Below are 21,478 nucleotides of genomic sequence, written 5' to 3' on the forward strand. Positions count from 1 at the left end.
TATCCGAATGAGGAATAACGTAAGAGACACAAAAGAACAACATCGGATCAACGAACGGATCCGTGTGCCCGAAGTCCGCCTTGTAGGCGATAATGTAGAACAGGGGATTTATCCTACCCGTGAGGCGTTGAGGATTGCCGAAGAAAAAGAGCTGGATCTTGTGGAGATTTCTCCCACAGCTGTTCCACCCGTATGCAGAATAATTGATTATCAAAAATTCCTGTACCAGCAAAAGAAAAAACAGAAGGAGCAGAAAGCAAAAGCGGTCAGGATTGTTGTCAAGGAGATCCGTTTCGGTCCTCAGACCGACGATCACGATTACAATTTCAAGTTGAAACATGCCAAGAGTTTCCTCGAAGAAGGGGCTAAGGTAAAGGCGTATGTCTTTTTTAAAGGGCGTTCCATCCTGTTTAAGGAACAGGGCGAGGTATTGCTGCTACGATTTGCCAACGATCTGGAAGATTATGCCAAGGTGGAGCAATTGCCCGTATTGGAAGGCAAGCGGATGATAATCATGTTAACGCCGAAAAAACAAGGGACCCCAAAGAAAGAGAAAGAACAACCCCAAGGGGCATCAAAGAAAGAGAAAGAACAACCCGCTGAATAAATATAAAAAAGGAAAAGTTACACTCTTTTTCAAAAACTTGTTGTATCTTTGCACACTTTTTGATAAAAAGGGCTGATGAGGCCTCAACATAAACATCAACCGCCGATATTGCAAATCCTGTTCAGGGAAGAGCAATATCGGGTTGATTATCTAGATTGAATAATTTACAAAAAAAAAGAGCAAAATGCCAAAAATGAAGACTAATTCCGGTGCCAAAAAGAGGTTCGCCCTTACCGGAACAGGAAAAATCAAGAGAAAGCATGCATACAAAAGTCACATTCTGACGAAGAAGACTAAAAAGCAAAAGCGAAATCTTACGCACACAGGTCTGGTTCACAAAGCAGACGAAAACAGCGTGAAACACTTGCTTGGGATGAAATAATCCATGATGCTTTCCAATTAACGATTTATTAACCGGATGTATGCACCAAAGATCTCCCTTGAGGAGACGCTGACATTCAAAAACAAGTAACATTATGCCAAGATCAGTCAATCATGTTGCATCGCGCAACCGCAGAAAAAAAGTTCTGAAATTAACAAGAGGCTATATCGGCGCACGCAAAAATGTGTGGACCGTGGCCAAGAACACGTGGGAAAAGGGGTTGACCTATGCCTATCGTGACCGCAAAAACAAAAAACGCAATTTCCGCGCACTTTGGATTCAACGTATCAATGCTGCCGCACGCCAGTATGGCATGTCCTACTCGCGTCTGATGGGAGCGTTGCACAAAAATGAGATCGACATCAATCGCAAGGTGCTCGCCGACCTGGCAATGAACCATCCCGAAGCATTCAAGGCTATTGTGGATAAGGTGAAATAGAATCCTACTGCGAGCACAACATAACAAAAGGGAAAAGCTATGCCGGCTTTTCCCTTTCACTATTACCGTAATGATAAACACAGTATCCCTCTGATGCACAGTTAATTTCGACAAAGAGAGGTGGCGCGAAACTTTTATTATATTCAAATTTGATTTTCATCTTTCTAAATGAATCCTATCATTTCCCTGCTTAACCGTCCGCATCCAGGTTATGAGGCGTTCAATGCTTATATTGTCTCAATCACAGCGATGTCTGTGGGGATCTTTTTGGCATTGACCTATATGCATCCTTTCGATTCGGATGGTACCTATATCCTGGGAAGCCCGATTCTCACAGCATCGTTGTATGCAGCAGCCTCTTTAGTGATGATGCTGATGAACGCATGCTGGATCAAACTCTTTCCAAGTTTCTTCTCAGACGAAAGATGGACGATTGGCAAGGAGATAATTCACTGTATTTTTCAGATGGTTACTGTTGCGGTAATCATCTGTATGATCAACTATATTCGCGGGATGTTGCCGACAGGCTTTTCCGGCTTTTTGCTTGTGCTGTGGGTAGTGATGTTGTCGGTTCTGCTCCCTTACCTGACTGCCCAGATCATTCTTCATATCTATTATGTGAAACGTCGCTTGAATAAGGCGGCAACAGTAAATATCCGGCTGATGTTCGATAAAAAAGAGGTGTTCCATCCTGTCGATCCTCAATTTATCCATCTGAAGAGATATATCAAACCGGTCGATGTCAATTCATTTATCATGGCAGAATCGAAAGAGGATCTCCTAATGATTACCCTTTCCAGTGAGGGAGGCATGGAGGAGCTGATAATACGCGGAACATTGGATGAGTTTGAGGCTGAGAATGCCCACTTTGAGCAACTTTTCCGCTGTCACAACAACTATGTCATCAATAGCGACAAAATTACCTGGGTGGAGGGTAACGCCGCTGGCTACCGGATCATGATGCACCCCAAACTTCCCTCAATTTTCCTGACGGGAGAGAGGGGAAAAGAGTTTATTAAACGGATGGGGGTAGAGAGGTACGCATAGGCCTCCTGCTACCTTGGAAATGGAGATGTGGAACGAGTATGAAAACATTTTCAATTGAGGAACGGGATCGGATAGAGAGAGTAATCCGTTCATGCCAGATCTGTTTCGTAGGTATGGCAGATGAAATGGGGACGCCCTATGTGTTGCCGATGAACTTCGGTTATGAAGATGGTGTTATCTACCTGCATTCTGCGCAGGATGGCCGTTCGATACGGATGTTGGAGAAAAACCCCCGGATCTGTGTCACCTTTTGCTCCGATCCGGAACTTATCAGGCAACACCCAGATGTGGCGTGCAGCTACAGGATGAGGGCCGGCAGTGTCATCTGTGAAGGGGTAGTTCATTTCGAAGAGAACTTTGATGAAAAGGTGAAAGCGCTCAATATCATCATGCGGCAGTATGTCGACAAGGATTTCACCTACTCGGTCCCTGCGGTAAACAATGTGAAGATCTGGAGGGTGACCATTGAGAGTGTGGGTGCCAAGGAGTTCGGTATCATGCGCCCGGGAAGCATATCATATAAAGATCGGGTAGAAGCTTGATACCCTGCAAAACAATTATCCGGTAGAGAATGTTTAGAGAGTATATTTTTCACAACAGATAAAATTAAGATGAAAAAAATAACATTAACGTTTGCCATTTTGGGGATCATCTTCACCGCATGGGCTTCGGAACCGAATAACGCGAAAAATAGCAAGACCATCGTCCTCAACACCAAGAGCTTCTCCGAAAAAGTGTTCGACTTCAATAACGAAACCGAGTGGAAATATAAAGGGGATAAACCGGCCATTATCGACTTCTGGGCTGCATGGTGCGGACCTTGCAGGAGGGTTGCTCCGCTCCTCGAGGAGATTGCTGCCGAGTACGGTGGCGAGATCTATGTTTACAAGGTGAATGTGGATGAAGAGGTGGAACTTGCCCGTGCCTTCGGTATCAGAAGTATTCCCACCATACTTTTTGTTCCCATGGAGGGAACGCCTCAGGCTTCGTTGGGGGCTGTACCCAAAAACCAACTCAAGAAATCTGTCGAAACCCTTCTTCTGAACAAGGAAGAGACGAAGTAAATATTTCCCATCAGCCGGTTTAATGTATGCTTATAACAAGCCTTCAGAATCCGTCGATAAAAAATATCGTCAAACTGGCAAAGAGCCGTGAGCGGAGAGAGCAACAACTTTTTGTAATAGAGGGTGCACGAGAATTGTCGCTGGCATTAGAGGGGGGATATCTTGTTGAATCGGTCTATGTCTGCCGGGAGATGTTTGAAAAAACCAAATATCCGGCTGTGCTTGACCCTATCGAGCATCGACATCTCTTCGAGATAACACCTGAGGTCTTCAGCAAGATTGCCTACCGGGAGAACTCAGACGGCATTGTGGCCATTGCCAAACCGCGTTCACACACCCTGGCTGACATACAACTGTCGAAAATCCCGTTTGTGATCGTGCTGGAAGCGGTGGAGAAACCGGGAAACCTGGGAGCAGTTCTCCGTACTGCCGATGCCGCAGCCGTGGATGCTGTTGTTGTTTGTGATCAGTTGACCGACCTCTATAATCCCAATGTGATCCGCTCCAGCGTAGGTGGAATCTTTACGGTGCAGACTGCAATCTGCTCTTCCGATGAAGCGATAACCTGGCTCAATGAGAACAATATCACCTCCTATGCTGCCGAACTTCAGGCTGCCGAGTATTATCAGGAGATCGACTTCAGGACGCCTTCTGCCATTGTGATGGGAACGGAAGCCGACGGGCTGACCGGCTTCTGGCTGAAGCATGCCTCAAGGCGAATCAAAATCCCGATGCGGGGAAAGATCGATTCGCTGAACGTTTCGGTCTCAACGGCCATACTTACGTTTGAAGCCATGAGGCAACGGGGCTTTTAATCCTCTCGTCGGATAGTCTCATTACGGTCTGGATCATGTTCCGCTGCGACTTCATCAGGTTGGCAGATTGAAGAAGAATGGTCTTGGTCTCGTCTTCAATCACTGTTGCATTTGCCTTCTCGGTCAACCTTCGCTTTTCGTGGAGCCTGAGTGAGCTCCCCATCGCCACCATAAAGGTTACATAGGTGGTAGAAAGGTGGAGGTGGGCAGCCTTTGAGCCGATACTGGAGTTGAGGAAATTTACTGCGTCGTTGGCTACACCCACACTTAGATCAAGTACAACCAATCTCAGTAGAATAGTTACGATAAACAGGTAAATTGGATCCATAAAAAGTCTGTTTTGGCCGGTCGATGCAGAGGACACCGCACCGGCCTTTTATCAATTCGCGCACAAAATTGCAAAAGATTTTACAGACTTTTTAATGAATTGCGAATAAATTTCCTTATAATCAGAAACTTGACAAAAACGTAACAAGTCAGCCTCCCTATTCATACTCATATCCCCACGACTTCCCTTTTTCCACGGCAGGTAATCCGCGTGTCATCCAGACTGGTGCGGGAGCACCTTTCAGGTAGTGGTCGAAGAACTGTTGTAACCGGATGGAGAGATCCTTTGCGTTGCGTCGCTGAGTCAGGTTGTGGGCCTCCTTGTTGTATTGAAGCATCCATACCGGTTTTCCCATGCGGCGCAACGTCATGAAATACTCAATTCCCTGATACCAGGGCACTGCTCCGTCATTATCGTTATGCATGATAAGCAGGGGGGTGTTTACCTTGTCGGCAAAGAAAACCGGGGAATTTTCGATATAGAGCTGCAGTGAATCGCTCATGGGCACGCCAATTCTCGATTGCGTCCTTTCATACTGGAACTGGCGGCTGCGTCCAGACTCCCAGCGGATTCCGCCGTAAGCACTTGTCATGTTAGATACCGGCGCACCAGCTCCTGCCGCTTTGAACATGTCTGTCCGCGTAACGAGGTAGGCCACCTGGTAACCTCCCCAGCTTTGCCCTTGTATGGCCATGTTCTCGGAATCGACCCAACTGTTTTTGGCCAATGCTTCTGCTCCCGAGACAACGTAATTGTATGCGTCGGATCCTGGATGTCCCACTCCGTAATAGATATCGGGGGTAAATACGATATAGCCGCGGCTGACAAAGAAAGGTATGTTGATGACCGATCGGCTAGGTGCGGGAGCAAAGTAGCGATAAAGCTCGTCGGAATGTTTCTCGTAGAAGTAGATCAATACCGGATACTTTTTGCCGGGATCGAAATCCTCGGGTTTGTAAAGGATGCCTTGCGACTGCTTTCCGTCGAAAGCGGTCCATTTGAACAGTTCAGAACTGCCCCAGTTATATTCCTTCATCTGGGGGTTGATATCGGTAAGTCTCTTTGTAGATTTCCAGTAATCTGCAGTGATGTAGAGATCGGGCGAGGTTTGGAAGTTGCTTTTCTGAAATACAAAGATGTCTGCTCTCTTAGCCTTTTTCAGGGAGCTGAAACTGAATTTGTCCAACTCCTTCTTTTGCAACGGATTCCTGCCCTGCAGTTTCAATGTGTAGTAGCCGGCCTCTTTACTGTTGTTGTCGAAGGCCGACAAAAGGAGCTGATCTTTCAGTTCAACGAACCGTTTGTCGGGATCGGTATTGATGTAACGGAAAGTTATCGAGTCGGTTCTTCCGGCACTGAGGGTGATGTTCACCGGTTTCACCTTGCCGGCCGGGTCAACCTTCCAGATATCGTAAGCGTCATACATCAGCAGGAAGCTATCATCCTTGCCCCATGCCGCAATCCCGTATGCCCCGGGTTCGCTCGGCGTATCATGTTTTTCGTTCCAGAGATTGACCGGAATATCTTTCGACAGATGGTTGGTCACACCGGTACTATTGTCGAAGATAAACCACTGCCTCTCCTTGCTGTTCCACCAAGTGGTATATTTCCCCGAAGGCGAGAGCTGGGGTCTGCCTGCTACGGGCAAACCGATTGCGGTCAGATTTCCCGACTCGATATCGTAGATCCATGCATCGGTCTTGGCTGATGTCTCCCATTGTGTTTCGAGTTCGTATGGCCGGGTGGATGTAAGCAGTACAAAACGGCCGTTGCCTTCATCCGAAAACGATGCGTTGGGCATATTTTCATTGGCGATGGCGATAAACTCATCGGGGCGCCCGGGCAAAATGATTCCGGAGTATGTCTTGCGTAGATCGTTCTTTAACCGCACGAGCTGCTCCGGCTGTATAAACGGATCCTGCCAGTGCCAGATATCGAGTGATGCCTGTTCGAACTCCACTATCGTGGTATCTTTGGGTCGCTGTTTCGGAGCAGCACCGATAATGATCCGTTCGCCGTTCTTGCTGAAATAGGGGCGAGAATTTTCGTTGAAGATCCAGTTTTCGGGCAATCCTTTCGAAGATTTCGACCCTACCACGATAGCCGAATCCATGCTGATGCTGAAATACCGCACATCATAGAGATGCTCTTCAGTCTTTGAGGTGTCGCTGGTAGCGATATACACCAACTGTGTTCCCGGTTCGTCGAATGAAAAGGACTTATACTCCTTTTTCTCGCCGGAGATCTGTTTTCTGGTACCGTTCTTCAAGTCGAAAAAGAGTACCTTATGCGTATCGGTGGTGTCTTTCTTTTCAGGTTCGACAGATACTGCCAGTGAATTGCCGAATTTATTGAAAGCGAATGCCTTGGGGTTTCTTACTGTATCCTCCGTTGCGGTGTTCAGGTTGTGAATGATCAGCAGATCGGCCGATGCCTTGCTGTTCTTCTTTGTAGTATCTTTCGGTGCAGCTTTCTTGTAGACGACATGTGAGGCAAGTTCCGTTGGGGCGGAGTAGGATTTTACGTCTGCAATCTTGCTGAATGTAAGTGTTTCATTATTGACGATGATCAGCGAATCTTTTGGGAAATCATCGGCCTTCTTTTTCTTGATCTTTGCCTGACGGGTTTCCGAGAAGGGTGCTTTCAACAGGGCAACCGTATATCGTCCGTCGGGCGACAAGGTATATTTGGAAGCCCGGGGAATGGTTAACTCTTTTCCACTCTTTGTATCGTAGATGTAGAGCGAGCTGTCCCCTTCCTGGGGAGCGATGATGGCACAGATAATTCTGCCGTTATTACTGATGGATACCTCTGGAAGGCTTTTCCAATCGTCATAAACGGAATGATCGAGCTGTTTTTTTTGGGAAAAGCCAGGTAGAGACAAGAGAAGTGAGATGTTCAATAGAAATGACTTGAAGATAAGGGAGTGTTGCATAGAATTTTTTTTGACAGCGAAAATAGTATAAAACTACAATTTGAACAAGTAAAACAACTCAAAAGAGACGGGGCTGAGACGATTCTACATCCCAGCCCCTATTGAATTGTATCAATACGGATTAAACAAACAGTTTCTTTAATTGATCTACCCAAGCCTTTAACCTTGCATCGGTCAGGTCATATTCATTGTCTTCGTCAATTGGAAGCCCCACCCAGCGCCCGTCAACAACGGCTGAGGAGTCGTCATAGGTATATCCTTCGTCGTCTACGAAACCCACCACTGTTGTCTTCTCCTTTATGGCATCGTAAATCACCTTCATCGACTCGGCGAAGCTGCTCGAATAGGAGGCGCTGTCGCCCAATGCAAAGATGGCAACCAGCTTGTCGGACAGGTCGGCTTTCGAGAAAGAGGGGAGAAAGCTGTCCCAATCGTCCTGCAGATCACCAATTCCTGTTGTTGAGGTACCCAAAATGAGATATTTATAGGGTTTGATGTCGTCAATCTTGATCGAGTCGACGTTAAACAGATCAGCATCGTCGTCGAAAAGGTTCCGGATGCTTTTGGCCACCGACTCGGTATTGCCGCCTGAAGTGCCGTAAAGAATTGCTATATTGCTCATGTACGAAATTTTTGTGAAAGATATTGTTTAATCACTAAACAGTTCAGAGCTAAAAATGTTTGAGAGGGTAGGGAAATTGACCAAATCTGCCCTAATGTTTGAAATTATCAGAAAAAAGATTATTTTTGCACTATAATTTGGCGCGGTAGTTCAATGGATAGAATAGAAGTTTCCTAAACTTTTGATCCGGGTTCGATTCCCGGCCGGGCTACAAGGAAGAACCGACTGGCAACATCAGATGCCGGCCGGTTCTTTTTCATCTATGGCAATCCACCCGACGTGCCATCCCTCCAGCAGGGGTATACGGAGAATCACATCGTTGCCTTCGTATTGAGGTTGAATGACCAGATCCGGCTCTCCCGCCTTCTTCCAGACGAAAACCTGTTTCCCTGCCGCATCGCATCCGCGCAGCCTGAGGCAGGTCTCCTCCTGTTCGGAGATGCTGCAGTTCAGCAGGGTGACCGAACGCAGTTTCCCGCTCTCCGCTATCCGGGGTACAACGACAGCCTGGGCCGGGGTTTCCATGATGACCGGCAGCCGGTTGAAGGAGACCCAGTCGGCAATGTGCAGCAGGTTCAGGCGCTTCGCATTGGGCAAGTCGGCATCGAACGAGGGGATCACCGCCGTGCGTCCACCCTGCGGGGAGTGAAAGCAGGTTGCCTGTGTCAACCCTTCAGGTAGAGGAATTTCAGCAAGCAGGGTGTCCACTCCCCGCTCCCTGGCCACTTCCCATGCAGGCGCATCAAGCAGTATCCCGCGGTGCCTGAAAAGATCTCCGATCTCCGAATCGGTGAGTCCCCTGACCGCCTCCGCATCCATGAGGAGGGCCGACGGACGGTTTCCGTCGGGAGAGAACGGGAGACCTAGAAAGGATAGCGGGAGAACCTGATCGTTGGCTCCGGTGGTGATCCATCCGAAGGGAGCCTCCCCAGGCAGTTTTTCCCTTAACACCTGTTTCGGGCCGATATGGGGATCGAGCCCTCCCGGCTCGGTTCCCCGGTTGAACCGGGCGTACTCCTCGTAGAAGGGACGCCACTGCTGCAGCTTCCTGAAGTAGTTGCCGGCATACCACTCCATGGGTTCAGATGCGGAACAGATGATGGCGTATGAGAGCTGGGTTACGCCCATCGACAGGTAGAACATCGACTCGACGCACAATCCGTGTGGGGACTTCCCGCTGGCGTAGTGGCGGTATCCCTCAATCTCGGCGGCAATCTCGCTTATGTCGGGATCGAGCCGGCGGATCTGCCGCGCCATGTCGTACCCCTTCACGACCATTCCCCGCGGGGCATGGTCGTTGTAAAAGCCGTTTCCAGGCCGTGAAGCCGGCGTCAACCCCGTCTCCTCCTCCATTGCCCGGAAGATGGGATTCCAGTCCCTGCCCTCGAGAAGTTCCCTGTGGAAGTTGGCATGCTGCAGCCCCATGCGCGTTCTGGGCGAAACGGCGTGCACGCTCCTGGAGATGGTGCGTGCTACACTTGCCAGGCTCTCCTGTGAGAAGGCGATCCACTGTTCGCGAACCGCTCCCCCTTCAGCGTTTGCCTCCAGTGCCTCTACCAGGCTCGTCCTGCTCCAGTGCCCGCCATACTCCTCATTGAAGTGGCGGATGCAGGTGTCGCAGAAACAGAGCTGCCGGGCAGGCCAATGGTTGGTCACCCGAAGGTCGTCATCCAGCCAGACGACTGCCGGCTGGCACATTTGGGCATAGAGAGCGTATACCTCCTTCAGGTACTCGTGGAAGCCCGGCTGGCGTGGGCAGTGTCCACTACGTGTAACTGCACCGGATGCATCGATGATCGTGCCCCATGCGGTGGGTATCAGCTCTTCTGAACCGCTTTCGAAGTTGTCGCCATGCCCCAGCGTGATTCCCTGGATGGAGGGGGTTACCCCGATCTCCCGCATCTTTTCAGCGGCGACAGCCATCGCCTCCGCCGATTTGCGGTGGGCCTCCATGGAAAGGGTCTCGAACTCCGCACAGAACCATACCTCCTCGAAGGTGTTGGGATAGGCCTGCATCGCCTGCAGCAGCTCGTTTCTCAAAACAGTGTCGTTGTGATGTTCGGGCCACAGCCGCAGGATCATCTTGAAATCTGATGATGCGGTTTCAGGAGATTTTACTGACTCGATACAGGATGTTGTCAAAAGCATTCCTAAAATGAGAATGGCAATAAATCTGGTCTTCATATAAAATCAAAAATCATTTTGACAGAGCTCTTGAGGCCTTGGGGCATCCATCAGTTATAACTTAATTAAGCGGAAATACCTGTTTGTCGATATTCCAGCCTTTCACCACCAGTTTTCTATTTTCAGGCAGTTTCTCCTGATTGACCTCTATGGTGATGGTTTTCTTCTCACCGGGAAGCAACGAGAAGAAGTTGTCGGTATAAAAAGAGGGGCGAATTGGAGATCCGCTGCCATCCAGAAATTGCAGCTGGGTGAAAAAGGCAATAGAGCCGGATCTGTTGTTGATATCTATCTCAACAAAATAGCTATTGTTCTGCTTGCGTGTTTTGTAACTTACCTTGAGTTTGGCTTTTTTCAGTTTGGAGAGCTCCTGGAATCCGGCGGTTGTTGGTCCCGTTAATCTGTTTTTCCCTTCATATTTACTGTTGGAGCGCCAATAGAAATTACTTCCTGCCTCTTTCCCGTTTTCATCCAGTAATCTAAGTTTTATGAAATGGACACTTGTTACATCCGACGGAAAATCGATTTTGAAGATATCCTCGCAAACGCCATCTTCGGGAATATTGATTTTTGCCTCTCTGGAGAACACTTTCCTTGAATTCAGGTCGTAAACTTCGGCGCTTACCCTATAATTGTCAAAAGAGCGGTAATAGTCATTCACCACCGAAACTCTATTCTTAAGATAGTCGAACTGAGGATGTAACGGTTCACAGGCGTTCTGGGCGGCATACAGGGCCGCCGTTGGTTCCAGCGACCAGTCCCACATGCGGGAGCAAACCTGACGGATGGGAGAGTTGTGGTACCAGAACAGAAATCCGGAGGTATAGCGGTCGCCATGGTTCAATTTATTATAATTCCATACTTCCCAGATACTTTTATAATTGAATGCCCCGACAAACTGTCCCTTCTCGGCAAACTCCTCAATGTTTTTAGATGGGCCGTATTCATTGACCATATCGGTATAGAGTGATGTCATCAGGTGAAACCCGTTGCCATCGGAGTAATCCCAGACAGTCTTGTTGATTGGCCAAAGATCTTCCTCATCCATCATTTCACGTAAACATTCCACTATGGGCAGGCATGGTGCCCCATACTCGGGGTTGAAACCATCAATGCGGCTTCCTCTATCGGAAGCTGTGTTTTCGTAATGACGCATGATGTTCACCTGCTTATATGGACTCCCATCATGTATTCCGCAACATTCCGACTGCATCTGATACCCGCGTGTACCGTCCAGCCGGTTGATCAGGGCTTCAGTTTCGGGCATCTCCGTAGACTCGTTGGATGAAACATAATAGGCCAAGGAGGGGTGATTGCGGATCCGTTTGACTGTAGAGGCAACATTGCTGTAATAGATGCTCTTGTCTGCCGGATGTTTTGTGTCGCCAGTCATCCAGAACTCGGTCCATACCATGATACCCAGTTCATCACACAACTGAAAGAAATAATCGGATTCGGTAATTCCGCCACCCCAGAAGCGGATCATATTAATTCCCGCCTGTGCCGTATAACGCAGTTCGGCATAGGTGCGCTCGTTTGAATTTCGAAGCATGTTTTCAGGAAGCCAGTTGGTCCCCTTTATAAAAATCGGTTTGCCGTTCACGCAAAATGTGCGTGAGCCGTCCGGGGTATCGGTGTGGGAGGTTATCTCCCTTATCCCAAATTTTACGGAGATGGAGTCGAGGATATTTCCCGATTTATCCTTCACCCTTAAGCTAAGATCATACAACTCCTGTGATCCTTTATTGATGGGCCACCACAGGCGGGGATTCTTGATAACCAACTGGGGATACTCATCCGGTGTAAAAAGCACCTCTTGCTGTTGTCCCCTGATTAACCGCACCTGCTTTTCAAAGGTGATCTTCTCATTTTTGATTTCCCCTTCAACGGTCACTTCATGAACTGTCCAACTGTCATCGGGATTGACAACCTCCACCGAAACTGTTTGTCGCGACAGATCATAACCCGGTCTGGACAAGTCGGACTTGATAAAAGGGTGACGAAGCGTCACATGCCCCGTAGTATATATGGAGATATCTCTCCAAATCCCGGTATTGCGATCCCTGATCCCGTCCAGGAATGTAAAGTCCCAACCCACGGTCATCAGTTGCGTCACGTTTCTTCCGATCTCTCCGTTGCCACCGTTCTGGAACTCATCATTGAGTGCACCAATCGTTTTCTTCCCTTTCGGTTTTATTGTACCCGGCACATCTACGGGATAAACTTTAATTGCCAATACGTTTGTCCGATCAAGATGAATGTAATCGGATATATCTATATGATCCTGATAGAACATGCCGGCAATGTTACTTATCATCTTACCGTTCAACCACAGTTCGGCGCGGTAATTGATCCCGTCTACCTGCAACCACGTTTTTTTATCCTTGAAATCCTTGGCGGGTGTCTCAAACTCTGTTCTGAACCAGTAGGTATAGAAATCGCGACCCGCATGGAAAAGATCCGGAATCAGGTTTGATTCCAGTTTATTGTTTAATCCATAATAAGGTTCTGGATATATTCCATTATATACCAAAGAGTTGAGTACAGTGCCGGGAACAATTGCCGGCATCCAGTCACCGGTAGAGGTATTTGTTGTGGAGAGGGCTTCGGTTCTTGCCGTCAAATCAGTCGCCTTCTTCATTTTCCAGACAAATTGACCTTTGTGCCCATCCTGTGATGTAAGCACTGCTTTATACGTGCGTTCGGAATTTACCTCTTGTCCATAGCCAAAGTATGTGCAGCATAATGCGATAACAAATAGTAATGTAATTCTGGTTTTCATTTCGTAATAAACAAATCTTATGTGTGGTTTTTTCATTTTTTGCTCACTATGCGATGTTGTCATTCATATATCCATTTCAGTGGCAACAGGGTGTTGACCGTTACGGCCAGCTCTGTTTTGCGTGACTGGCTTCCGGCGCAGTAACTGAGGAGCAGATGCTTGTTGTCGACAAAGTGGATTGCCGTGTAGCAATACCATCCGTCGGGATCGTCGTGGATATTTTTGACTCTCTCCCAGGTTTGTCCCTCATCCTTTGAGATAGCAACGGTCAACGGTGTTCTTTTGTTAGCTGTACCAGGGTTTGTGCCGTCGTTGTTGTTCCAGACCAGTATCCAGTCGCCGCTCTCCGGAACCTTTTCAATCGTTGCCGGCGACAAGGGTGACGGAATGTTGCCGGGCTCGATGTGACTCCAAGTCTCCCCCCTGTCGGAGGAGTAGGAGAGTTGTTGGAGACCCCCGCTCGCACGGATATACATCATGATTCTCCCATCTTTCATCTCGATCACTCCGGGTTCCTGGGTAATGGTCTCTCCGCTGTTCGGGACCTGTGAACTGGCATGCCAGGTGCGACCGTTGTCATCCGAATGGTAACAGTAGAGTGCGGCCCTGTTTTCCCATTTTCCTCCCGGTACATTGTGCAACGCCACTGGCATCAGCAGCCGGCCATCTTTGAGTTGAACTACCCTGTCGTTGTTGAGCACAAAATATCCTTTCCTGTCGGTAATGCAGGGTATCGGATCACTCCATGTGCGGGCTTCATCCTTGGAGATCCGCATCATCGGAATACAATCTTCAGTGGAGTTCTTCCTCAGGTAGAAAAGGGCAATCTCCCCGTTCTGCAGGCGAAGCAAGGAGACCGACATCACATTCATCCCTCCCTCATTCTCAACAACGATCACATCCTCGGTTGTCCAGCTCATTCCACCGTCATGGGAATATCTCCCGGCAAGGAAGGCAGGATCATGATCCCCTCCTGTTCCGGCGGTATAGTGGCTGTACACAAACAAGATCCTTCCGTCCTTCAGTGTGATGAAGTCGCCTTCACTATTACGGGGGTTATCGGCAGATGGGGTAAGCCCCAGGACCGTTTCAGGTATTCTGCCGGGCTTTTCTCCTCTATTCCTGACCGAGGAACAGGCAATGAACATAACGGTTATCAGCATGAGGCAGAAAAGTCGGATGGGCCGATGGCAGCGACAGGATAATCTGTTCATAGGATCAACGTTCTAAGATTGCATTTTACGAAGGTAGGAAAAAAAACGACTCGAAGATGAATTGTATTCGCAAAGTTCAGGGCTCACCCTGCTTCTCCTGCTGATAGAATACCGTCAATATGGTTCCATCATCCAGCTCTACACTTGCCGGATGGCCCAGGTCTCCATTGTATGCTTCATGCCGCCAACAACCAGCCGTTGTCTAGCTGTAGCAAGTGGGGTGGAAATCCCCAGATTACACTCTTGAATATTAGTTTTTTTACAATATAATCAACCCATCTGGTTCATGATTTGACATCACAAGTGTCTGGTTAAGGGCAAGATAATCTCATGTGTATTGCCTGTATGGAATTAATTACATTCGATTTTCCACTTGGTCGATTTGATTTCATACTTTTGCTTATGTAATAATATTCAAATGGATGAATGCCGGCAACACGGTTCTATCACAACTAATGGTGTTTAGATCAGATTTTCAATTCCAAAGATGCGTTGATCGCTACAGGGGTGACTTCAGGGTAAGAAGATTCACCTGTAATGATCATTTTCTGGTAATGAGTTTTGCCCAGCTGGGCGATCCCTGGAAACTAACTTATCTTTGAGTAAAATTTGTCTAAAGAGAGGGAGAGGTATAACAGTCCGATTATCCCTTACTGCCACTTTGAGAAAATTAAACCGGACAGTAGTGATTTTCTGTGCATGCCGAATCAACAAATCTTTATGGCAAACAAATTTATAAAAAAGCTTCGCATCGCTTTTTATATCTACATAATCTACATAGTCTATATCAACTTTGCCCAAAATGGATTCATCTTTATTACATCCAGGAAACAACGGAAGTATCAACCCTTGGTCAACAAACATGAGATAGTGTAGTCTGGTTTTGCATAAACTATATGAAAGTTTCTCAAATTTTGTTATCCAACAATACCGACATATAGGAACTTTCTATTTTCATATCGTACAAACATCACAATTGATAAATTGGATAAAAAAACAGAGTTATAGCACAAATTGTGCGAATAACTGTGCGTAAGAATCTAGAAAAAAGGGATCTAAGCTGTTAAAATTATTTTTTCAGGAATTCTGTCTTTAGAAATATTACTTGACCATCTACTTTTGCCTGCACATGGGTAGGATCATCTTCAGAAAGTCTTATTCCACGAGCACGAGTACCACGTTTTACAACCATTGAAGAGCCTTTTACTTTTAAATCTTTGATTACAGTAACATCGTCTCCGTCAAACAATTCATTTCCATTACTATCGATAACTTTAGCGGAATCTTCTGCTAAGTCGATATCGGCTTGTGTCCACTCATGAAAACATTCGGTACAGTGAAAAAGTGATCCGTCGAAATAGGTTACGCCACTCTGGCATTTAATACATTTCGGTGTTTGTGTCATTATTATTTTTGTTTAATTGATGCAAAGATAGGCTACAAAAGCATCTCTTCAAAATCTCAATATTCAGCAAATAAGAATACGAATTGTGTTAATATGAACGATGTGATTGTTTTATGCATAAATAAATCCTACATTTGTGCATAATATTAATGATAACATCTTATCATGATGAGTTTTATTAAATCGCGTAGTTTACTATATCTTGCTCTAATACTGTTAACCGGTCTTATTGCTTGTGATAAAGAATCGGAAAAAGAAGTCCTGGAGCCTAAGTTTGAATCTTTTACATTACGACCTGAATTCAACAGTGGTTTGAATGAGGTTGTTGTGGGCGATAGATCTGGCATTGAAATAAAATTGACTGTTCCATATAATGTTTCACTCAACAACCTTGTTGTTTCCTTTAATTATGTGGGTGTTAAGGTTGAAGTAAATGGCGTTGAACAAATAAGCAACGTTACGGCAAACGATTTTAGTCAACCTGTTACATATACGGTTTTTGGAATTAATAGTGAACCGCGCGAATACACAGTTACGATAACGAAAAAACTTCCACAGCTGCCGCAAGTATATGTTGAGGTGGAAGGTCGTCAGGAGTACAGGGATGATGAAAAGGAGACATATAAGAAAATTACGCTAAAAGTTATGGACCCCGATAATTTATATACAAGTACCACAGAATTCAATGCTATAGGTGAAATGAAAGGTAGAGGAAATTCTACTTGGTATGGGGTTCCTAAAAAGCCTTATAGAATTAAACTTGATGAAAAAAGCTCGCTGTTAAGCATGAGTACGGATAAAAATTGGGCTCTGCTTGCCAACTTTTATGATAAAACACTGTTGCGAAACCTGACCGCTTTTGAGATTTCCAAAATTGTGGAAATGCCATGGACACCTAAGTCTGTGAGTGTTGATTACTATATGAATGGAACCTATAGGGGTGTTTATACTCTGACTGAACATGTTAGGGTATCGGACGAAAGAGTTAATCTGAATATTGTTTCTCAAAATGATAATTCGGGAGATGCTGTAACAGGTGATTATTTTCTGGAGCTTGACTTTCATTATGATGAGCCATACCGATTCAGGACAAATAAGAAAAATCTACCTATCATGTTTAAAGATCCTGAAGAGCCAACTACAAATCAGTTTAATTATGTAGAGAACTTCTTCAATATGGCCGAGGAAGTGCTTTACTCTGAGAATTTTACAGATCCTGTGGAAGGTTATAGAAAATACATTGATGTTCCCTCTTTTATTAACTATTACATTGTGCAGGAGTTGGCAAAAAATGTAGATGGCAATCTACGTGGTAGTTGCTACATGGCACTCCGGAAAAAGGGGAAAATTGAATTTCCGCTTGTTTGGGACTTCGACCTTGCGTTTGGAAATGCCGACCATATAACATGGGAACAGGGGGCGACGTCGAGTGAATGGGATGGATGGTTTATTAAAACCCAGTCGCCTTGGTTTGATCGTTTATTCCAAGATCCTCAATTTGTAAATGAGTTGAAAAGTCGCTGGAACGAGTTGAAACCAGAGTTAAACATGATTCCGGATTTTATTAAGGAACATGCACATTTATTGAATGATTCACAGAAAAGGAATTTCAGTCCAAAGCCAATTGGCGCCGGTTGGAGTATCACTGACCAACAATGGAATACAAGTAAAATAAGAGGTTCGTACGAAAAAGAGGTGGAATACCTGATCAATTTTGTTGAAAAACGGTTGGAATGGCTGGATACAAATATTAATGCGCTGAAATAAGGACTCATTGGGTTTGCAGCCATTGCTGCTTAAACCTAAACTATATTTTTAACGAACTATTGATAAATTGATAAATAAAAGGAAATATTGATAAATTTGTTGTCAGGCTGACAGACAAGCGCTGTACCATGAATAAATGAGAAAACAAAACCTCAATAAAACCAGACAACAAGATGAAACGACGCGATTTTATCAGGACAATGGGTGTTGCCTCGGCGATAACTCTTCCCGGGGTTGGCAACCGGCTGATCTCTTCACCCGATTTGTTCACAACTAACAACAGCAACCAGTTACTCCCTACCTGGAAAGGATTCAATCTGCTCAACAAGTTCAACCCGGACACACAGAGCGACTTCAGCGAGAAAGATTTCGAGATCATTGCCGAATGGGGGTTCAATTTTGTCCGCATCCCTCTCTCTTACTGGTGCTGGAGCAGTGAAGAGGATTGGTACAATGTGGATGAGAAGGTGTTGAAAGAGATAGATGTGGCGGTAGATCTGGCACGGCAGTACAACCTGCACATCAACCTCAACTTCCACCGCGCGCCGGGATACTGCATCAATAATCCCCGCCCCCTGCCCACCAACCTGTTCGAAGATGAAGAGCCCCTGAAGGCGTGTCAGTTTCATTGGAGACTGTTTGCCGAACGATATAAGGGGATACCCAGCTCACAGTTGAGCTTCAATCTGATCAACGAGGCCCCTTCGGTTGAAGATGAGAAATATGACCGGGTGGCCCGTCGCCTGATCTCGACGATCCGTGAAGCAGACCCGGACCGCCTGATCATCGTAGATGGCAAGGATGTAGGGCGTACTCCATTGATGACAGTAACAGATATCCCCAATATTATCCAGAGCGGCAGGGGATATGATCCGATGCTGATCTCCCATTTCAGGGCTACCTGGCCGGGGGCGAAAATCCTGATGGAGTTTCCCGAGGAGAAGCTCACCTGGCCACTCCATCTGGATGGAAAAGTGCATGACCGGCAATCGGTCTACCAGGCCTGTGTGGCTCCCTGGAAACCCTGGGTAGAGAAAGGGGGAAAGGTCCACATCGGCGAAATGGGCTGTTACAACCAAACCCCTCACAAGGTGGCCATGGCCTGGCTGGAGGATCTCTTCACCATCTTCAGGGAGCAGAACTGGGGATGGTCGTTATGGAACCTGCATGGCAGTTTCGGGGTACTGAACAGCAACCGGAAGGATGTAAAATATGAGAACTATAAGGGCCTCCTGCTCGACAGGGAGATGCTTGAACTGCTGAAACGGAGTTAGTGCTTTTGCTTTCACGTTCTTCAGCCATCGAAACTCTTACCTCTCCTTGACTGGCACATTGAGATTTTCATGATGTCGACTATCTATCTTTTTGGTTCGTAGTGAAGCAGCACTATTCCGCAATCGTAAACAAGTGATCTTTTTAGCTTGAGTTGTCTGTAACTCTCCAGTTTGTCAAATATGGGAACGCCTTTTTTGCCAAGTATGACGGGATTGAGAAAGAGGTGATACTCATCAATCAGTCCACTACTGATCAGCTCCGAAACAAAAGTTGTCCCGCCATAGACGATAATGTCTTTCCCGTTCTGTTTCTTCAGTTTGTACACCTCGTCAACTAAATCTCCTTTCGCCAGTTCAGTATTATCCCATAGAGACTTGTCCAAGCTTTTTGAGAAAACGATCTTCTTTTGTGATACTTTGATTTTTGCAAGTTCATACATCGGATTGTCTGGTCTTCTATTGGCCTCTAGCCAGTAGGGAATATAGTCAACCGCCAGTCTTCTGCCTATTATCTCGGTATCACAACTGTTTGCCAAGTCAAGAATATAATTTTTGATTTCGTCCCAGGCCCTGATGACCCAATGCTGTTCATCATTCGCTCCATATTGAGGGAAACCGTCAATGGAGGTTTGCATCTGTAATTTTAATTTTCTCATTGTCGTTAAAAATAATTACCTGTTTGTAAATCTGCTGCAACCATGCCCTCGAAGTGCAAGAATTGCTGTTACTGGCCACCTGCAGTTGCTGTTGCATACGATAAAATGAGTCACTGTCGTGTAGAACATCAGATCAGGAGAGGAACAAATATCACCCATAGAGCTGCTTCTACAACCAAGGTTACAGGAAGTTGGACTAACTGGACATATGGCGGCATCATTTGACAAATGTAGCTGATTATTTGCATATTCCAAGATACTTCGCCATAAATATCTCCATCACAAAACTCATGGAGTACTCTCCCCTGACGATGCATCAGGGAATCTGAACTAACGCCGATTAATACGCTTTCGAGCTGCAAGTGCAGATTTGGCCATTACTTACAGCAGACTCATGCAGATGGATATTAATGGTCTTATATATAGGTGTTTACAGAATGAATCCTGGATGAATTTAACAGTTGGAAACATTTTTTTTACCCTAAAAATTTGTTCTTAATGAAAACCGGCGTACTTTTGTCCCCGTTAAAAATGGCTTTTAGCGAAAAGTCAACAACAGGAAACTTGATGAAATGCGTGAAGCACAGACAAGTTTGAGTATTAACTAAAACTTTATTTATGAAGTATTTGAACTTTTGCCTGGTAGCAATTGCTTCGCTTTTTTTGATGTCGAGCTCGATTCAAACCGAGAAACCCTCCACAGGTTATTACCCTGGAGAACAGATACCCAATATTGTTCTCGATGGTTGGGAAGGTAGACGTCTCGATTTAAGCGAATATAAGGGCAGAAAAGTAGTACTAAGCTTCTGGGCGGCTTACGATGCCCAGTCAAGAGCCAGCAATGTCTCGCTCTATAACTATTTGAAAGCGGTAGCCCCCGACGTGGTGTTTGTGTCGATCTCGTTTGACGAGAACCGGACAGTTTTTGAACGTACGGCGCTCTTGGACAGGATTGACCTACATGCACAGTTCTGCGACGAAACAGGTGCCAATTCGGCAATTTACAAGGAGTTTCGCTTGAAGAACGGCTTCAGGAATTACTTGATCGATGAAAACGGAGTAATTTTGGAGATAGATTTGTCGGTCGAAAAATTGAAACGTCTGATCTAAGTAGTTAAAACGTATTGATAAAGTCAGGGTGCCCGATTTGAGCACCCTGACTTTTTTTATTTCTTCTTGGCTTGGTTGGCCACGGCATCCATCAGTTTCTTGATCTCTTCCGGATCGCCCAGGAAATAGTCTTTCAACAGATTCATGTTGTCGTCGAACTCAAAGACATAGGGTACAGCTGTTGGCAGGTTCAAGCTGATGATATCCTCGTCGGAAATCCCTTTCAGGTGCTTGATGATTCCACGCAGGCTGTTTCCGTGAGCAGCGATGATCACTTCGTTGTACTTCTCTTTCATCTCGGGAACAACGGTATTGTTCCAGTAGGGGAGGATACGGTCTACAGTATGAACCAGCGCTTCCGTAAGTGGCAGATCCTTTTCGTCCACACCCTTGTAGCGAGCATCCACGAAAGGAGAGCGGGGATCATCCTTGGCCAGCGGTGTTGGAGGAACATCGTAACTCCTGCGCCAGATGAGGACCTGCTCGTCTCCATATTTCTCAGCCGTTTCGGCTTTATTCAATCCCTGAAGCATACCGTAATGCTTCTCGTTGAGACGCCACGTTTTTTCCACGGGGATCCAATCGAGATCCATCTCATCCAGGACCACGTTCAGGGTCTTTATTGCCCGTTTCAGGTAAGATGTGTAGGCCTTTTCGAACTGAAAGCCCTCTTTTTTCAACAACTTACCGGCTTTGTGTGCTTCTTCAACACCCTTCTCGCTCAGATCCACATCGGTCCATCCCGTGAAACGGTTCTCCTTGTTCCACACGCTTTCGCCGTGGCGAATTAATACTACTCTCTTCATTGTATATTCTTTATTGATTACTTTCTGAAGTTTTGGAGGTA

The 21,478-nt window shown here is 46.2% G+C and carries 21 protein-coding genes and 1 tRNA gene; 13 read left to right on the forward strand and 9 right to left on the reverse strand.

Translation table 11 applies throughout. The features are described 5' to 3' along the window. Positions 1 to 7: 7 nt before the first annotated feature. From infC to ING2E5A_RS02170, 7 genes are all read left to right on the forward strand, one after another. A complete protein-coding gene (gene infC, locus ING2E5A_RS02140; RefSeq protein WP_071135990.1) occupies positions 8 to 607 on the forward strand; it encodes a translation initiation factor IF-3 in 600 nt (199 codons plus the stop codon). 184 nt (positions 608 to 791) lie between these two features. Next, the gene (rpmI, locus tag ING2E5A_RS02145; RefSeq protein WP_071135991.1) at positions 792 to 989 is read left to right on the forward strand and encodes a 50S ribosomal protein L35; all 198 of its coding nucleotides are present in this window, start codon (positions 792 to 794) and stop codon (positions 987 to 989) included. A 94-nt stretch (positions 990 to 1,083) separates the two neighbouring features. Then, a complete protein-coding gene (rplT, locus tag ING2E5A_RS02150; RefSeq protein ID WP_071135992.1) occupies positions 1,084 to 1,428 on the forward strand; it encodes a 50S ribosomal protein L20 in 345 nt (114 codons plus the stop codon). Positions 1,429 to 1,596: 168 nt separating this feature from the next. Further along, complete coding sequence (locus ING2E5A_RS02155) at positions 1,597 to 2,475, forward strand: LytTR family transcriptional regulator DNA-binding domain-containing protein (RefSeq protein ID WP_071135993.1); 879 nt, start codon at positions 1,597 to 1,599, stop codon at positions 2,473 to 2,475. 38 nt (positions 2,476 to 2,513) lie between these two features. Beyond that, complete coding sequence (locus ING2E5A_RS02160; protein ID WP_071135994.1) at positions 2,514 to 3,017, forward strand: pyridoxamine 5'-phosphate oxidase family protein; 504 nt, start codon at positions 2,514 to 2,516, stop codon at positions 3,015 to 3,017. A gap of 69 nt (positions 3,018 to 3,086) precedes the next feature. Continuing rightward, positions 3,087 to 3,539, forward strand: a complete 453-nt coding sequence (gene trxA / locus ING2E5A_RS02165) for a thioredoxin (RefSeq protein WP_071135995.1) — start codon at positions 3,087 to 3,089, stop codon at positions 3,537 to 3,539. A gap of 26 nt (positions 3,540 to 3,565) precedes the next feature. Beyond that, the gene (locus ING2E5A_RS02170; RefSeq protein ID WP_071135996.1) at positions 3,566 to 4,354 is read left to right on the forward strand and encodes a TrmH family RNA methyltransferase; all 789 of its coding nucleotides are present in this window, start codon (positions 3,566 to 3,568) and stop codon (positions 4,352 to 4,354) included. Here ING2E5A_RS02170 and ING2E5A_RS15480 read toward each other — a convergent pair. The 3 genes from ING2E5A_RS15480 to ING2E5A_RS02185 all read right to left on the reverse strand — a co-directional run bounded on the left by ING2E5A_RS15480 (position 4,320) and on the right by ING2E5A_RS02185 (position 8,239). After that, positions 4,320 to 4,682 carry a hypothetical protein gene (locus tag ING2E5A_RS15480; protein WP_071135997.1) on the reverse strand — a complete coding sequence of 121 codons (363 nt, stop codon included), beginning with the start codon at positions 4,680 to 4,682 and terminating at the stop codon, positions 4,320 to 4,322. The two genes, ING2E5A_RS02170 and ING2E5A_RS15480, sit on opposite strands and share 35 nt — an antisense overlap. Before the next feature lie 157 nt (positions 4,683 to 4,839). After that, positions 4,840 to 7,617, reverse strand: coding sequence for an alpha/beta hydrolase family protein (locus ING2E5A_RS02180; RefSeq protein ID WP_071135998.1), 2,778 nt, complete (start codon positions 7,615 to 7,617; stop codon positions 4,840 to 4,842). 121 nt (positions 7,618 to 7,738) lie between these two features. Then, positions 7,739 to 8,239, reverse strand: a complete 501-nt coding sequence (locus tag ING2E5A_RS02185) for a flavodoxin (RefSeq protein ID WP_071135999.1) — start codon at positions 8,237 to 8,239, stop codon at positions 7,739 to 7,741. Positions 8,240 to 8,378: 139 nt separating this feature from the next. Between ING2E5A_RS02185 and ING2E5A_RS02190 the strand changes: the two genes are divergently transcribed. Next, a tRNA-Arg gene (locus ING2E5A_RS02190) sits at positions 8,379 to 8,450 on the forward strand. 23 nt (positions 8,451 to 8,473) lie between these two features. Here ING2E5A_RS02190 and ING2E5A_RS02195 read toward each other — a convergent pair. The 3 genes from ING2E5A_RS02195 to ING2E5A_RS02205 form a co-directional block, all read right to left on the reverse strand. Then, a complete protein-coding gene (locus ING2E5A_RS02195; protein WP_071136000.1) occupies positions 8,474 to 10,423 on the reverse strand; it encodes a hypothetical protein in 1,950 nt (649 codons plus the stop codon). Between the two features lie 61 nt (positions 10,424 to 10,484). Then, complete coding sequence (locus ING2E5A_RS02200; RefSeq protein ID WP_071136001.1) at positions 10,485 to 13,205, reverse strand: glycoside hydrolase family 2 protein; 2,721 nt, start codon at positions 13,203 to 13,205, stop codon at positions 10,485 to 10,487. A gap of 59 nt (positions 13,206 to 13,264) precedes the next feature. Further along, positions 13,265 to 14,419: a sialidase family protein gene (locus ING2E5A_RS02205; RefSeq protein ID WP_092032272.1), complete on the reverse strand. Its 1,155-nt coding sequence runs from the start codon at positions 14,417 to 14,419 to the stop codon at positions 13,265 to 13,267. 61 nt (positions 14,420 to 14,480) lie between these two features. Here ING2E5A_RS02205 and ING2E5A_RS15190 point away from each other — a divergent pair, with 61 nt between their 5' ends. Both ING2E5A_RS15190 and ING2E5A_RS14940 read left to right on the forward strand, forming a co-directional pair. Continuing rightward, on the forward strand, positions 14,481 to 14,666 hold the full coding sequence (locus tag ING2E5A_RS15190; protein ID WP_154670009.1) for a hypothetical protein: 186 nt from the start codon (positions 14,481 to 14,483) through the stop codon (positions 14,664 to 14,666). A 175-nt stretch (positions 14,667 to 14,841) separates the two neighbouring features. Further along, entirely contained in the window at positions 14,842 to 15,021 is a 180-nt protein-coding gene (locus ING2E5A_RS14940) for a DUF4372 domain-containing protein (protein WP_083373140.1), read from the forward strand. A gap of 467 nt (positions 15,022 to 15,488) precedes the next feature. Here the strand turns inward: ING2E5A_RS14940 and ING2E5A_RS02210 are convergent, their stop codons facing one another. Then, positions 15,489 to 15,824, reverse strand: a complete 336-nt coding sequence (locus ING2E5A_RS02210) for a zinc ribbon domain-containing protein YjdM (protein WP_071136003.1) — start codon at positions 15,822 to 15,824, stop codon at positions 15,489 to 15,491. 165 nt (positions 15,825 to 15,989) lie between these two features. On the opposite strand from ING2E5A_RS02210, the gene ING2E5A_RS02215 reads away from it, so the two are divergent. Both ING2E5A_RS02215 and ING2E5A_RS02220 read left to right on the forward strand, forming a co-directional pair. Then, positions 15,990 to 17,591 carry a CotH kinase family protein gene (locus ING2E5A_RS02215; protein WP_071136004.1) on the forward strand — a complete coding sequence of 534 codons (1,602 nt, stop codon included), beginning with the start codon at positions 15,990 to 15,992 and terminating at the stop codon, positions 17,589 to 17,591. A 173-nt stretch (positions 17,592 to 17,764) separates the two neighbouring features. Beyond that, positions 17,765 to 18,865, forward strand: a complete 1,101-nt coding sequence (locus tag ING2E5A_RS02220) for a glycoside hydrolase family 5 protein (protein WP_083373141.1) — start codon at positions 17,765 to 17,767, stop codon at positions 18,863 to 18,865. 83 nt (positions 18,866 to 18,948) lie between these two features. Here ING2E5A_RS02220 and ING2E5A_RS02225 read toward each other — a convergent pair whose 3' ends face one another. Beyond that, entirely contained in the window at positions 18,949 to 19,521 is a 573-nt protein-coding gene (locus ING2E5A_RS02225; protein WP_071136005.1) for a dihydrofolate reductase family protein, read from the reverse strand. A gap of 618 nt (positions 19,522 to 20,139) precedes the next feature. Between ING2E5A_RS02225 and ING2E5A_RS02230 the strand changes: the two genes are divergently transcribed. Continuing rightward, positions 20,140 to 20,631, forward strand: coding sequence for a thioredoxin-like domain-containing protein (locus ING2E5A_RS02230; protein WP_071136006.1), 492 nt, complete (start codon positions 20,140 to 20,142; stop codon positions 20,629 to 20,631). 56 nt (positions 20,632 to 20,687) lie between these two features. On the opposite strand, the gene gpmA is transcribed toward ING2E5A_RS02230, so the two are convergent. Next, on the reverse strand, positions 20,688 to 21,437 hold the full coding sequence (gene gpmA, locus ING2E5A_RS02235; RefSeq protein WP_071136007.1) for a 2,3-diphosphoglycerate-dependent phosphoglycerate mutase: 750 nt from the start codon (positions 21,435 to 21,437) through the stop codon (positions 20,688 to 20,690). Between the last annotated feature and the right edge of the window lie 41 nt (positions 21,438 to 21,478).

This window comes from Petrimonas mucosa (assembly GCF_900095795.1).
In the GTDB taxonomy this organism is placed as follows: Bacteria; Bacteroidota; Bacteroidia; order Bacteroidales; family Dysgonomonadaceae; genus Petrimonas; species Petrimonas mucosa.

Excerpts from the sequence above, each read along its gene's own strand:
- ING2E5A_RS15480 (WP_071135997.1), bottom strand. The coding sequence starts at position 4,682 with ATGGATCCAATTTACCTGTTTATCGTAACTATTCTACTGAGATTGGTT.
- ING2E5A_RS14940 (WP_083373140.1), top strand. The coding sequence starts at position 14,842 with ATGAATGCCGGCAACACGGTTCTATCACAACTAATGGTGTTTAGATCA.
- rplT (WP_071135992.1), top strand. The coding sequence starts at position 1,084 with ATGCCAAGATCAGTCAATCATGTTGCATCGCGCAACCGCAGAAAAAAA.
- ING2E5A_RS02230 (WP_071136006.1), top strand. The coding sequence starts at position 20,140 with ATGAAGTATTTGAACTTTTGCCTGGTAGCAATTGCTTCGCTTTTTTTG.
- ING2E5A_RS02225 (WP_071136005.1), bottom strand. The coding sequence starts at position 19,521 with ATGAGAAAATTAAAATTACAGATGCAAACCTCCATTGACGGTTTCCCT.
- ING2E5A_RS02160 (WP_071135994.1), top strand. The coding sequence starts at position 2,514 with ATGAAAACATTTTCAATTGAGGAACGGGATCGGATAGAGAGAGTAATC.
- ING2E5A_RS02215 (WP_071136004.1), top strand. The coding sequence starts at position 15,990 with ATGATGAGTTTTATTAAATCGCGTAGTTTACTATATCTTGCTCTAATA.
- ING2E5A_RS02185 (WP_071135999.1), bottom strand. The coding sequence starts at position 8,239 with ATGAGCAATATAGCAATTCTTTACGGCACTTCAGGCGGCAATACCGAG.
- rpmI (WP_071135991.1), top strand. The coding sequence starts at position 792 with ATGCCAAAAATGAAGACTAATTCCGGTGCCAAAAAGAGGTTCGCCCTT.
- ING2E5A_RS02180 (WP_071135998.1), bottom strand. The coding sequence starts at position 7,617 with ATGCAACACTCCCTTATCTTCAAGTCATTTCTATTGAACATCTCACTT.
- ING2E5A_RS02210 (WP_071136003.1), bottom strand. The coding sequence starts at position 15,824 with ATGACACAAACACCGAAATGTATTAAATGCCAGAGTGGCGTAACCTAT.
- gpmA (WP_071136007.1), bottom strand. The coding sequence starts at position 21,437 with ATGAAGAGAGTAGTATTAATTCGCCACGGCGAAAGCGTGTGGAACAAG.
- ING2E5A_RS02205 (WP_092032272.1), bottom strand. The coding sequence starts at position 14,419 with ATGAACAGATTATCCTGTCGCTGCCATCGGCCCATCCGACTTTTCTGC.
- ING2E5A_RS02220 (WP_083373141.1), top strand. The coding sequence starts at position 17,765 with ATGAAACGACGCGATTTTATCAGGACAATGGGTGTTGCCTCGGCGATA.
- trxA (WP_071135995.1), top strand. The coding sequence starts at position 3,087 with ATGAAAAAAATAACATTAACGTTTGCCATTTTGGGGATCATCTTCACC.
- ING2E5A_RS02200 (WP_071136001.1), bottom strand. The coding sequence starts at position 13,205 with ATGAAAACCAGAATTACATTACTATTTGTTATCGCATTATGCTGCACA.
- ING2E5A_RS02195 (WP_071136000.1), bottom strand. The coding sequence starts at position 10,423 with ATGAAGACCAGATTTATTGCCATTCTCATTTTAGGAATGCTTTTGACA.
- ING2E5A_RS02155 (WP_071135993.1), top strand. The coding sequence starts at position 1,597 with ATGAATCCTATCATTTCCCTGCTTAACCGTCCGCATCCAGGTTATGAG.
- ING2E5A_RS02170 (WP_071135996.1), top strand. The coding sequence starts at position 3,566 with ATGCTTATAACAAGCCTTCAGAATCCGTCGATAAAAAATATCGTCAAA.
- infC (WP_071135990.1), top strand. The coding sequence starts at position 8 with ATGAGGAATAACGTAAGAGACACAAAAGAACAACATCGGATCAACGAA.